Origin of the sequence: Rhizobium sp. WSM4643, from assembly GCF_025152745.1 — a bacterium.
Classification (GTDB): Bacteria; Pseudomonadota; Alphaproteobacteria; order Rhizobiales; family Rhizobiaceae; genus Rhizobium; species Rhizobium leguminosarum_I.
In genome coordinates, this window is sequence record NZ_CP104040.1 from 2,801,803 (window position 1) to 2,814,920 (window position 13,118).

At 63.0% G+C, this 13,118-nt stretch carries 9 protein-coding genes and 2 pseudogenes; 3 read left to right on the top strand and 8 right to left on the bottom strand.

What is annotated here, in order from left to right; genetic code table 11:
* Positions 1-19 precede the first annotated feature (19 nt).
* On the bottom strand, positions 20-1,054 hold the full coding sequence (locus tag N1937_RS14175) for an aldo/keto reductase (RefSeq protein ID WP_260056434.1): 1,035 nt from the start codon (positions 1,052-1,054) through the stop codon (positions 20-22).
* 92 nt (positions 1,055-1,146) lie between these two features.
* Here N1937_RS14175 and N1937_RS14180 point away from each other — a divergent pair, with 92 nt between their 5' ends.
* Both N1937_RS14180 and N1937_RS14185 read left to right on the top strand, forming a co-directional pair.
* Positions 1,147-2,049 (top strand): LysR family transcriptional regulator, encoded by a 903-nt coding sequence (locus N1937_RS14180; RefSeq protein ID WP_170254998.1) that lies wholly within the window; start codon positions 1,147-1,149, stop codon positions 2,047-2,049.
* Positions 2,050-2,303: 254 nt separating this feature from the next.
* Complete coding sequence (locus tag N1937_RS14185) at positions 2,304-3,398, top strand: AbrB family transcriptional regulator (RefSeq protein WP_170254997.1); 1,095 nt, start codon at positions 2,304-2,306, stop codon at positions 3,396-3,398.
* Here N1937_RS14185 and N1937_RS14190 read toward each other — a convergent pair.
* A complete protein-coding gene (locus N1937_RS14190) occupies positions 3,358-4,269 on the bottom strand; it encodes an AraC family transcriptional regulator (protein WP_260056435.1) in 912 nt (303 codons plus the stop codon). The genes N1937_RS14185 and N1937_RS14190 overlap by 41 nt on opposite strands.
* Before the next feature lie 45 nt (positions 4,270-4,314).
* On the opposite strand from N1937_RS14190, the gene N1937_RS14195 reads away from it, so the two are divergent.
* Positions 4,315-4,722: a DUF2000 family protein gene (locus N1937_RS14195; protein WP_260056436.1), complete on the top strand. Its 408-nt coding sequence runs from the start codon at positions 4,315-4,317 to the stop codon at positions 4,720-4,722.
* Positions 4,723-4,774: 52 nt separating this feature from the next.
* Here N1937_RS14195 and N1937_RS14200 read toward each other — a convergent pair whose 3' ends face one another.
* The 6 genes and pseudogenes from N1937_RS14200 to N1937_RS14225 all read right to left on the bottom strand — a co-directional run.
* Positions 4,775-5,440, bottom strand: a complete 666-nt coding sequence (locus N1937_RS14200; protein ID WP_026154229.1) for an OmpA family lipoprotein — start codon at positions 5,438-5,440, stop codon at positions 4,775-4,777.
* Positions 5,441-5,690: 250 nt separating this feature from the next.
* Entirely contained in the window at positions 5,691-6,689 is a 999-nt protein-coding gene (locus tag N1937_RS14205) for a flagellin N-terminal helical domain-containing protein (RefSeq protein WP_026154230.1), read from the bottom strand.
* 374 nt (positions 6,690-7,063) lie between these two features.
* A complete protein-coding gene (locus N1937_RS14210; protein ID WP_222291530.1) occupies positions 7,064-10,219 on the bottom strand; it encodes an efflux RND transporter permease subunit in 3,156 nt (1,051 codons plus the stop codon).
* Positions 10,216-11,427, bottom strand: coding sequence for an efflux RND transporter periplasmic adaptor subunit (locus N1937_RS14215; protein WP_222291534.1), 1,212 nt, complete (start codon positions 11,425-11,427; stop codon positions 10,216-10,218). The genes N1937_RS14210 and N1937_RS14215 overlap by 4 nt, the downstream gene beginning before the upstream one ends.
* 265 nt (positions 11,428-11,692) lie before the next feature.
* Positions 11,693-12,629: pseudogene (locus tag N1937_RS14220) on the bottom strand (adenylate/guanylate cyclase domain-containing protein).
* 180 nt (positions 12,630-12,809) lie between these two features.
* Positions 12,810-13,088, bottom strand: a pseudogene (locus N1937_RS14225) (PIN domain-containing protein); the annotation flags it as partial.
* Between the last annotated feature and the right edge of the window lie 30 nt (positions 13,089-13,118).

Sequence of the window (13,118 nt, forward strand, 5' to 3'; positions counted from 1 at the left end):
ATCCGCCGCCCCCGGCGCCTCAGACGATCGGCGGATTGAGCCGCGCAAAACCCTCCTGCCGCCGATAGGGGAAATAGGGATAGGGCGCCGTCACCGCGCTGACGGCGTCGAGCCTTTCGATCTGCTCCTTCGACAGGCTCCAGCCGACCGCGTCGAGGTTCTGCCGCAGTTGCTCTTCGTTTCTGGCGCCGATGATGACGCTCGACACCGTCGGCCGGCTGAGCAGCCAGTTGATAGCGATCTGCGGCACCGTCCGGCCGGTCTCGCCCGCGATGGCGTCGAGCACGTCGACGATGTCGAACAGCTTTTCGTCGTCGACCGGCGGGCCGTATTGCGCCGTCTCGTGCAGACGGCTTGCCGCAGGCAGCGGCTGGCCGCGGCGGATCTTGCCGGTCAGCCGTCCCCAGGCAAGCGGGCTCCAGACCAGCGCTCCAACACCCTGGTTGGCGCCAAGCGGCATCAGCTCCCATTCGTAATCGCGCCCGGCCAGCGAATAATAGACCTGGTGGGCGACATAACGCGGATAGCCGTGGCGCTCGGCGGCGGCAAGCGACTTCATCAGTTCCCAGCCGGCGAAATTCGAAGCGCCGACATAGCGGATCTTGCCTGCGGCGACGAGCCCATCGAGCGTCGACAGCACCTCCTCGACCGGCGTCGAGGCATCGAAAGCATGAAGCTGCAGCAGGTCGATATAGTCGGTCCCGAGGCGGCGCAGTGCATCCTCGGTGGCGCGGATCAGCCGCGCCCGCGATGTTCCCCAGTCCTGCGGCCCCTCGCCCATCGGCAGCGCCGTCTTCGTCGAGATCAGCACGGCGTCGCGCCGGCCGCGGATCGCCTGGCCGAGCACCTCTTCGGAAGCGCCGGCCGAATAGACGTCGGCTGTGTCGAAAAGATTGACGCCGGCTTCGAGGCAGATGTCGACGAGCCGCCGCGCTTCCTCGGCACCGGTATTGCCCCAGGCGCCGAATAGTGGGCCGCTGCCGCCGAATGTGCCCGCGCCGAAGCTTAAGACCGATACTCTGAGGCCGGATGCGCCGAGATTTCTGTAGTCCATGGACCTGTCTCCTGTCTTTCCTATGAGATAGACCTTGGCGGTTCGATGATATAGATTGCCCGCCAGCAAAACATTTGTGACTTGAATTCATCATGAGCCGTCAGGACATCAATCGCTCCGGCGAAATGGAAGTCTTCGTCAGTGTCGTCGAGCGCGGTGGATTTTCGGCGGCCGCCACGGCCCGGCGCATGACACCGTCGGCCGTCAGCAAACTCGTCGCCCGGCTAGAGACACGCCTCGGCGCCCGCCTCGTCAACCGCTCCACGCGAAGGCTGCAACTGACGCCGGAAGGCTGCGCCTTCTACGAGCGCAGCATCGCCATCCTTGCCGATATCACCGAGGCCGAGCATCAGGCCTCGACCGGCGAACAGGCCTCAGGCCGCATCCGCATCAACACTAGCGGCTCCTTCGGCAACCATCTGCTGGCGCCGCTCGTACCTGCCTTCATGGCGCATCATCCGGCCGTGACGCTGGATATTTCCCATACCGACAGGATAGTTGACCTGATGGAAGAGCGCGCCGATGTCGCGATCCGCGCCGGCCCCTTGAAGAATTCCAGCCTGATCGCCCGCAAGCTTGGCGTCACCGGCAAGATCATCGTCGCGTCGCCGGATTATCTCTCGCGTCACGGCAAACCACACACGACCGCCGATCTCCGCCGTCATTGCCGTATCGGCTTTTCCTATGCCCGCGCCATCGAGGGCTGGCCGCTGCGCGAGGACGGCGAAACGGTGATGATCCCGATCACACCGGGCGTGCAGGTGGGAGACGGCGAAGCCATGCGCCACCTCGCTTTGTCAGGTGCCGGCCTTGCCCGCCTTGCCGCCTTCACCGTGCGCGCCGATATCGATGCCGGGCGCCTGGTGCCGGTGCTTGAGGAGGCCAATCCCGGCGATCTCGAAGAGTTCTACGCCCTCTATATGGGCCAGGGTGGCCCGCTGCCGGCGCGTGTACGCGCGCTGCTCGATTTTCTCGTCAGCCATGTGCATTTCTAGTGCATCTCGTTCAAAACCGTTCAGTGGCTTTGGAGGACGATCTGCATGAAAACAACGACTTGAAGCGGCCGCATGAATCAGTTTCGCATGCCAAGACGCCAAGAAGCCAGATTTCGCAATTGACCGCGGCCGTGCCACCCACCTATACCGGACCCGCGCCGGGCGGCTCCTGCAGCCGGCCTCTCTTCGTCATGCCGGAGCTTCCCCTACCTTCAGCTTCAGGGCTTGGCACGGCCAGGAAAGATACGGGGATCATGTCATTCAGCGACGCGAGCCGCCTGCTGCGGGATGCCGGCCTGCCGAAATGGGCGCTGCTGCTCGCGCTTTCCACAGCTCTCGTCGTCTTCCTCGAGCTCTTCGCGCTGCCGGCCTCGCTGCTGATCGGGCCGATGGTCGCGGCGATCGCGCTGGCGCTGACCGTCGGCAAGGGAAAGCTTCGCGTGCCCTTCTGGCCGCTGCAATTCGGCCAGGTCCTCGTCGGCCTGATGATGGCGCGCACCATCACGCCCGATATTCTCGGCACCATGGCGAAAGACGCGCCGCTCTTTCTGCTGTTCATCTTCTCGGTCATCGCCATCGCCACCGGCCTCGGCTGGCTGCTGACGCGCTGGCAGGTGCTGCCGGGAACGACCGCGGTCTGGGGCTCCTCGCCGGGCGGCGCCTCCGCCATGGTCATCATGTCGGAAGCTTATGGCGCCGATGCCCGTCTCGTCGCCTTCATGCAGTATCTGCGCGTCGTCTTCGTCGCCGTCGGCGCCTCGGTGATCTCGCGCCTCTGGGTGGCCGCCGACGGCGCCGAGCCGCCGCCGCTTGTCCTCTTTCCCGAGATTGACCGGCCGGCCTTTGCAGCGACCATGGCTTTTGCGGCCTTTTGTGCCTATGGCGTTTGGCGCCTGCGCCTCCAGGGCGGCACGATCATCGTGCCGCTCTTTCTCGGCGCCCTGCTGCAGGGGATGGGCCTGCTGAAGATCGAGCTGCCGATGTGGCTGCTCGCCATCGCCTATGCACTGGTCGGCTGGAGCATCGGCCTGCGTTTCACCCGCTCGATCCTCAAGCACGTGGCGCGCGCCCTGCCGAGGGTATCGGCCTGCATCGTGCTGCTGATGGCGCTCTGTGGCTGCATGGCGGTGGCGCTTCACGTCTTCGCCGACATAGATCCGCTGACCGCCTATCTCGCCACCAGCCCCGGCGGCGCCGATTCCGTCGCCATCATCGCCGCCTCCAGCGATGTCGACGTGCCCTTCGTGATGGCGATGCAGACCGGCCGTTTCCTGGTGATCCTGATGATCGGCCCGATGCTCGCCCGTTTCATCGCACGCCGTTCCGGCCTTGCGGAAAGCCCCGCCTAGTGCCCTGCTTGGGGTTGTACGCGAGTGCTACCCACTGGCCAGGCGTCATGCCATAGGCCTTTTTGAAATGGCGGTTGAGATGGCTTTGGTCGGCAAAGCCTGTCGCCGCCGCTACATCGGAAATCCCCTCGCCCGCGCCAATCATCGCCCGGGCTCGCTGCAGCCGCCGCATCAGCAGGTAGTGATGCGGACTGGTGGCAAAGGCCGCCCGGAAATGCCGCGACAGCGCAAAACGGTCGAGACCCGTTACCGCCTCAAGCTCGCCGGAATTCACTGCCCGGGTCGCGTGCGCCTCGAGATAATCCCGTGCCGCCCGCGCCTGCCGCCAGGCGACGGGGCCTAGCGGCCGCGACGGCAGGCGCGCATGCCGGGACAGGCCGCTTGCCACCTGCGATAGGAAACCGTCGACGAAAAGCGCGTCCAGTTCGCGGTCGAGTTCGCCGAGAGCCGCCAGCAGTACAGCCGCTAGCGCCGGATCGCTGACCACGGGTTCGCCGACGAATGGCAGGCCGACCCGATCCACCTCCAGGCATTCAAGCAGCAGCGACGGCTCCAGATAGAGCATGCGGTATTGCAGCCCATCTTCCGTCCCCGCCCCGCCATCGTGCTCTTCGTCGGGATGCAGCACGATCACCTGCCCCGGCAGGCTGAAGCGCCGCTCGCCGCGATAGCGGAAGGTCTGAACCCCCTTCAGCGTCACGCCGAGTGCATAAGTGTCGTGCCGGTGCGGCTCGAAGGCATTGCCTGAGAACTGCGCCTCGATTCGTTCGATGCCGGGAAAGGCCGGCGCAGCCAGGATGGCGTTGCCGGAGGGGCCAGCGCACAAACGTTCAAGACCTTCGAAGGCCTGCTGATGTAGATCCTGGCTCAACGCGCCCGATACTCCATAACCCGTAGATAGGTGAAAGATCGTCCGATGTTTGATACCAAAATTGCCGTCGTCCCGCGAAACAATCTTGCCGGCTGGCAGAAGCTGAACGTCACCGCCTTCCTGATGACAGGGATAGCAGGTCGGCATCCCGAGATCATCGGCGAAGCCTACAGGGACCGCGCCGACAACCTCTACAATCCGCTATCGATCCAGCCGATCATCGTGCTCTCCGCAGACGAGGCGACCATATCAGCCATTCATCGCCGCGCGCTGGAGCGCGATATCACCAGTTCGCTCTTTATCGAGGAAATGTTTGCAACCGGCCACGACGCGGCCAACCGCGCCGTCTTCGCAGAATTTGCGCCCGAAGATGCCAAGGTGGTCGGCATCGCCCTGCGTGCCGAAAAGAAAATCGTCGACAAAATCACCAAGGGTGCGACGATGCAGCACTGACGAAAAAGGCCGGGAGTGACCCGGCCTTTCCGCAAATGCATATGAGCCGGAATCAGCCCTGTGTGATCGGCGCGATCTGGATCTCGACGCGGCGGTTCTGCGCGCGGCCGGCCTCGTTCGCATTGGAGGCGACCGGCTGGGACGGGCCGAAACCGACGGCGGAGACGCGGCGCTGGTCGATGCCCTGGCCGCCGAGATAATCGGCAACCGACAACGCGCGGCGCTGCGACAGGTCTTGATTATGCTGCAGGCTGCCGGTCGAATCCGTATGGCCGTTGACGTCGATCAGCGTGCGGTTGAACTTGCGCAGCACGATCGCCACCGAATTCAGCGTTGGATAGAAGCCCGGCTTTACCGCGTCCTGATCGACGTCGAAGGTGATGTTCGAGGGCATGTTGAGGATGATGTTGTCGCCGTTACGAGTCACCGAAATGCCAGTGCCTTCGAGTTGGGCGCGAAGCTCGGATTCCTGCTGGTCCATGTAATTGCCGATCGCACCGCCGGCGAGAGCGCCGACGCCCGCGCCGATCAGCGCCGCATTGCGCTTGCCGTGGCCGCCGCCGCCGACGGCCACGCCGACGAGCGCGCCCCCGAGGGCGCCAAGCGCGGCGCCGCCGGCCGTATTGGAAACCTTCTGTTCACCGGTATAGGGATCGGTCGTCGTGCAGGCGCTGAGATAGCTTGTGGCAATAGCGAGAAGTAGGAATTTTTTGATCATGGACAGGACGGTCTCCGTTCGACTGATGCGACCAAATGGCAAGGATTGCGGCAAGAAAATGAAGATGTTCTCCTGATACGGCAAATTCGGACGTCGAAACACCGCCTTGTTGCCGGAATGCGCTGATTATCACCAGTTTTGGTGGATGCCGTCCCTGCGCCTGCACGGGAATTTGTGAAACTCCGCGGCGGAAAGCACTTCCTGCCTGCGGAGTTCGATGTCACGCGTTTCTGATCAAGAGAGTCTGGCCTCAGAAATTCTGGAACAACTGCCGCACGGTATCGTAAGTTGCGTTGGCGATGTTCAGTGATTGCAGGCCGAGTTGCTGCTGCGTCTGCAGCGCCCGCAGCCTGCTCGACTCCTCCTCCATGTCGGCATCGACGAGCCGGCCGATGCCGCCAGTGATGTTGTCATGCAGTTTCGTCGCGAAGTCGTTTTGCAGATTGATGCGTTTTTCCAGCGCGCCAAAAGCCGAACCGACCGTCGTCAGCTGCGTCAGCGCTGCATCGACGACGCTGATCATTTCGCTGACCTGTCCTTTCGTCGTGCTGGCCGAGAGCGAAATCACCACCTGCCCGGTGGTGGTGCCGTTCTTGCTCTGCATCAGCACATAGTCCTGCGAGGCGCCGAGTTCGGTGGCGAAGTAGGCCGATGTCAACACGCCGTATTCGCCCGAACCGGTGGCGCGATCGTCGATCAAGTAGCGGGCGTCCTTGGAGGTCGTGGTCCCGCTCGGCGTCGTGTCGATATGGTAGCTGAGCATGCCGACCGAGATTGTGCCGTCGGCGTTGCGGATGAAGGAGGCCGGGATCTGGCGCGGCTGCGTCGGCGTCGCATCGTTGGTAAGGACCACCCAGTTGTCGCTATTGAAGGTCGCCGATTCCGAAACGCTGCGCAGTTGCTCCTGCAGCTGTTTGATCTCTTCGTTGACCTTGTTCTTGTCGATGCCATCCTCGGTCGCGGCAACCAGCTTGGCCTTGATTTCGGAGACGACGTCGATGACATTCTGAACGCCGGTATAGGCCGTTCCCATCGTCGCCGCCGCCATACCGAGTGCATCCTGGATCGCCGAAACCGCCTTGTTGTCGGTTCGAGCAGTGGTAGCGATCGACCAGTAGACGGAATTGTCTCTGGCCTCTGCGACACGCATACCGGTGGTGATGTGGTTTTGCGTGACCGCCATATTACGGTTGATATCGCGCAGCACATGAAGCGCCGCATCCACCGAGACGCGCTGATAAATACTCACGAGACGAAACTCCAAAAACACAACAAGACGCAAACTGCACAAGAAATGAACCGTCCGCACGGACTCTCATGTCCGGGGTCGCTGGAATTCCAGCGCGTTGCGGCCTCCAAGAAACGAAGAAGACCAATCGGTTACTGGTAACAATCATTGCCGGTTATGCTTAATAAACGACTAAACTTCAGAAGTAATTTAGCTTATTTCACAAGGTTTCATACACCAAGAGAAACGCCGCCGGATTGCCGCGTCGCGCGTCTTCTTAGACCCGCAAAGGACGCTGTAGCACTTCGAATTGCCGCATAATTTTGTCCTTAAATCGATTAGGATCCAAGGAGCTATGCAGCAGGTCCGGCAGCGATCGAAGTCGGATGAAAGCCTTATTCGGCGGCCTGTAGCTGCTGGTCGTCGGGCGCAGCGCGCGGCCGCGTGGCGACCGACATCTCTTCGTGCAGGCGCGCCTCCTCATGGGCGTGCGGCTTGGCGAAGCGGGCAAGCAGCAGATAGGCGACCGGCGTGATGAACAATGTCACCAGCGTCGCGAAACCGAGACCGCCGACGATCACCCAGCCGAGCGCAATACGCGCTTCGGCACCGGCGCCATGGGCAAAGACCAGTGGCACGCCGCCGAGGATGGTGGCGATCATCGTCATCATCACAGGGCGAAGGCGTAGCGCGCAGGCCTTCTCGATCGAGGACCGCACATCTTCGCCCCGGTCGCGCAGCTGATTGGCGAATTCGACGATCAGGATGCCGTTCTTCGCCATGACTCCAACCAGGAGCACCAGGCCGATCTGGCTGTAGATGTTGAGGCTGGAGCCGGTGATAACAAGCGCGAAGACGGCGCAGGCAAGACCAAGCGGCACTGTCGACATGATGATCAGCGAGGACAGCACGCTTTCGAACTGCGCCGCCAGTACCAGAAAGATAATGACGATGGCAAAACCGAAGGTGAGCGCCATGCCGCTCGAATTCTCTTCCAGCGTCGCGGCTTCGGCGAGCGGCAACAAACGCGAGCCCGCCGGCAGTAGCGGCGCGGCAAGTTCAGTGACCTGCTTGACCGCATCGCCGAGCGACATGCCGTTCTTTAGGCCGGCGGTGATTGCCACCGAGGCCAGCTGCTGCTCGCGGTTCAGCTGCGGCGCGACCGAGCCTTCCTTCATCGTGGCGATGACCGACATCGGCACGATCTTGCCGTCGCCAGTCTTCAGGAACACGTTTTCGAGGTCGGTCGGGTCGTCGATCGGCCGCGTCGTCGAGGTCAGAAGCACGGGATAGGATTCGCCGTCGACGAAGACGTCGACCACCGAGCGCCCTTCGAGCAGTGACTGGATCGCCGTCGAGAGCCCGGTTATGTCGATGCCGAGATCGGACGCGCGCTCACGATCGATCGCCACCGATACCTGCGCTTGGCTGGGCTCGTTGGTCAAGCGCGGCGTATCATACTGGCCAGTGGCCTCGAGGGCCTGAACCAGCTTGGCGGCCGCCGCCGTCAACGCCTCGTGATCATTGCCGATCAGCGCCATCTGCAGACCACTGCCGGCGCCGCGGATGCGTAGGCTGTTGGAGGAGATGGCATTGCCGCGCAGAGCCGGCACCCTGGAGGCTGCCTGGTTGATGTCGCCGACGATCTCCGACTGTGTCCTGTCACGTTCTCCCCAGGGGGCGAGCGTCAGCACCATGAAGCCGCTGTTCAGCGAACCGCCCTGCCCGGAGATCGAGAAGACGTTGCGGATGTCACCGCTGTCGACCAGCGGCTGCAGATATTCCTCGACGAGCTGCATCTTGTCGCGGGTATATTCGAGGCTCGATCCCTGCGGCGTCGTCAGCCGCATCATCACCATCGAGCGGTCCTCTTCGGGCGTCAACTCGCTCTTGACCGTCGAGAAGGCGACGAGTGCCGCGCCGGCAAAGATCACCGAGAAGAGGATGACGACGAAGGGCGCGTTGAGACAGCCGTGCAGGGCCCATTTGTAGAGACTGGCAAGCGCGCCGCCGAAGCGGCCGAGCGCGCCGTGATCTTCGAGCATCGGCTTCGTCAGCATGCGCGAGGCAAGCATGGGACACAGCGTCAGCGCCACGATCGACGACAGCCCGACCGAGAAGGCGAGCACGAAGCCGAATTCGCGGAACAGGCCGCCGACCTGTCCCGGTAGGAAGGAGAGCGGAATGAAGACGGCCGCCAACGTCGCCGTCGTGGCGATCACGGCGAAGAACACCTCGCGCGTGCCAAGCACCGCGGCCGCGCGCGGCCCCATGCCTTCGGCGCGCCGGCGCACGATATTTTCGAGCACGACGATCGCGTCGTCGACGACGAGGCCGGTCGCCAGCACGATCGCGAGCAGCGTCAGGATGTTGATCGAGAAGCCGACCATGTAGATCGCCGCCAGCGTGCCGATCAGCGCCACCGGCATGCTGACCGCCGGGATCAGCGTCGCCCGCCAATCGCGCAGGAAGAGATAGATGACGGCGGTGACGATGACGGCGGCGAGCACCAGCGCCAGCAGCACCTCGTGGATCGCACCTTGGATGAAGACGGCGTCATCGCTGGTGATGGCGATCGTCGTGCCCTCGGGCAGCGTCTTCGACAGTTGGTCGACGGCCGCCTTGATGCCGGTCGAGATGTTCAGCGTGTTCGACTGCGCCTGGCGGATGATGCCGAGGCCGATGCCCGGCTTGCCGTTGGAGCGCAGCGCCGTTTCGCCGTCGCGCGGCCCAAGCATCACCGTCGCGACGTCGCCGAGCCTGACGCGGTCCTGCAGGATGACGTTGGAAAAATCCGCCGGCGTCTGCAGGTTGGCGGTCGCGCGCACCACGATATCCTGCGTATTGCTCTTCAGCGAGCCGGCCGGTACGTCGAGTGCCGCATTATCGAGCGCCTTCGTCAGGTCGCCGATGGTCAGCCCGCGACTGGCGAGAGCCCCCTGGTCGACGTCGACGCGGAACACCTTCTCCTGGTCGCCATATTCCTCGACGTCGGCAACCCCGTCGACGGAGGCGAGGCGATCGATCACCTCGTTTTCGACCAGCTGGGTCAGGTCGTCCATGTTGAGCTTGGTGGAAGTGACGGCGAGGCGCATGATCGCCGAGGAATCCGAATCCGCCTTGACGATCTGCGGCGCATCCGCTTCGTCGGGCAGGTTCTGGGTAATGCGGCCGATCGCGTCGCGCACGTCGTTGGCGGCGACCGAGAGATCGATCGCATCCGAGAATTCCAACGTCACCCGGCTCTGACCGAAGGACGAGGTCGACGAAATCGATTTCAGGCCGCTGACGCGCGCGACCGCCCCCTCGATCACCTTGGTCAGCTCCTGGTCGATCGTCTGCGGCGATGCGCCGTCGAAGGTGGTGCGCACGGTGACGACGGGACGGTCCACATCGGGCAGTTCGCGCACCTCGACGCCAACATAGGCGGCAAGGCCGGCAACGACCATCAGCGTGTTGAACACCAGCGCCAGAATCGGACGGCGAACGAAAAGCGCGGTGAAGCTCTGCTTGCCCGAGGCTCTGTCCTGATGAATCTCGGTCGCGCTCATCGGGCGACGACCTCCGCATTCGCGGCGACATCGGCGTTGACACGCACCGCCCCACCCTCACGCACGCGCTGCAGGCCCTGTGTGACGATCACGTCGCCGTCCTTGAGGTCGGCTTTGACGAGTACGAAATCCGGGTTGCGCTGCACGATGCTGACCCGCACCTTGCGTGACTTGTCGTCGTTGACCTGCCAGACGAAGGAGCCCTGCGAGTCCCACTGCACGGAGACCGGGTCGACCGCCGGATATTTGTCGCCGGCAAATTTCATGCTGACGTTGAAGGACATGCCGGCGCGCAGTTCATCCGAACTATTGTCGATCTTGGCGCGTAGGCGAAGCGTGCGGCTTGCCGCGTCGATGCGGTTATCGACGGCTTCGACCACGCCCGAAAACACCTGTCCCGGCCGTGCGACCGACATCGCCTCGACCGGCTGGCCGACCGACACCGTATTGGCGAAGCGCTCCGGCACCCAGTAATCGACGAGAATTTCCGAACGGTCGTCGAGCGTGACGATCGGGATACTCGTCGTGACGTTGTCGCCGATATTGACCGGTACGATGCCGACGATGCCGTCGATCGGCGCGGTGATATTACGTCGTGCGAGATTGAGCTCCGCGGCCTGCAGTTGCAACCGAGCGCCCTGCTCGGCGATCTCGGAATCGAAGACGTCCATGCGCGACACGCTGGACTTGATGTTGTGATAGAGATTGGATTTCTCGACGGCGGCCTTGACCGCCACATCGGCCTGGCCGCGGGCGATCACCTGCTCCTCGCTGTCGAGCTTGGCGAGCACCTGCCCGGCCTTGACCCTATCGCCCGACTTGATGAGGATTTCGCGGATCGTGCCCGATGCCTGCGGCGTGACCGCGACCGAGCGGATCGCGTCACCCGTGCCGATGGCGTTCAGCCGGTCGTTGACGACGCCCTGGACGACAGCCTGCGTGGCGACGAGAATGGCGCTGTTGCGCCCGCCGCCACCTCGGCGGTTCTGTCCCTGCCCTTGCCCGTCGCCACGCTGCTGCCCTTGCGCCCGGGCAGGAGCGTCGGCATCCGCTGTCTCTTCAGCCTTCGGCGCGATCTTGGAAACGATGCTGTCTGGGATGCCTGCATCGCGCATCATATCGCCGGCGCCGGGCACAAAGAAAACCCACGCGGCAAAGCCGGCAACAATGGCGATGAGCGACAGTATAAACTGCTTCCAAAAGGCCATTCACGTCTCCGGAGGGACTCGAGGTTGGACCAGGGTCGGTCGAAAGAGGCGTTGGGGATCAAGATTCCCCTCTGATGCGACAATATCGCGCGTCTGCAGCTCACCGGCAAGCATAAGCGGCCGGCATTACCGATTTGTAATATCAGCAGAGAATGGAAATAATCCGACCGCTCACTTTTGCTTGAACGGACACTCGCCCATGTCCTTGACACCGCCGTTATCGGCCGAGATATCGTACAAATCCCTTGCGATGCGGGTTGGATGTCTATCGGCGCATCGACCACCGCAGGCCCATCACGGCCGCAATGCCCAGTATCGGCCACACCGCCCAGAACTGCCCCGTCCAAGTGAAGAGGTTGATACCGGCAATGCCGAGCGCCAGGATCGCCAACGAGGTGATCTTGCGGTTGAACAGGGTCTGATCGCGGTTCCAGGCGAGCGCCGCGACGGCGGCCAGCGCAAGCACGGGAAAGCGCGCCCAGAAGACGCCCTGCCATGACAGCAGATTGATGCCGATCAGGACAGCGGCGATGACGGCGAGCACGCCGTACAGCCTGCGTCCGCGCGGTGCCAGCCTTGCCTCGGCCATATCAGCCGCCATAACCGCCGCCGCTGCGGCTGCGCTGCGGCTGCGGACGCGCGGAGCCGGATCGTTGAGCGGGCGGCGTCTCGTCCTTGGCGTCGCCGATCTTCACCGCGTAGCTCGGCACGCCTTCATCGACGTTCTTCACCATCAACGGTCCGAGAAACTCGAAACCAACCGCCACCTTGTTGCGGACCTGGTCGTAAACGGAACTTGATATGACGATGCCGCCGGCCGCAGCCGACGCCTGCAACCGCGCCGCTATATTGACCCCGTCGCCATAGATGTCGTCGCCTTCGACGATCACGTCGCCGAGATTGATGCCGATGCGGAAGAGCATGCGCCCGTCGGCCGGGCGGCGGGCGTTGAAGCCAGCGAGTTCGTTCTGGGTGTCGACGGCCGCGCGCACCGCTTCGACCACGCTCGGGAAATCGGCGATCAGCCCATCGCCCCAGGTATTTATGACGCGGCCGCCATGGCTTTCGATCAGGCGCCCCATCGCCTCCCGGCAGCGCTTCAGGCTTGCGAGCGTCCCCTCCTCATCAGCACCCATCAGCCGCGTATAGTCCTGCACGTCAGCACAGAAGATCGTCGTCAGCTTGCGCCGCGTGTCACTCATGGTCTCTCGTCTCCGCGCTATCCGCCCTCGGGAAAGATCGCTGCAAAGGCTAAAACTGGTCGATTGGAGATCATGGGCTATTGCAGCGGCGGTAAGTTACTAAGCCTTTGTGTTCGTTACCACCGATAATTGTTGATCGTCGACTCGCGTTTTCCCGGCATGAGAGGCGGCGTGGACGATTCAGCTTTCTTCATTCGCCCAGTCATTGACCTTCAAACGCTCCGAAACACAAGCAAAAGCCTTGTCGCATGTGACGAGGGTTGCGGCAGTTGCAACCGCATGAGCGGCAATCACCATATCGAGGGGCGACAGGGTCACGCTTTTGGCTTCACAGGCAGCGCGCAGGTCGCCATAAGCTCGCGTGACGTCGTGATCCCAAGGAACAACGTCGACCCGGAGCAGGAAATGCTTGATCCGTTCTGACAGCGCCTTCGGATAGCCTCGCTTTGCAAGACCGTAACGGCTCCAGATCTATCTAAGTCCGGCACT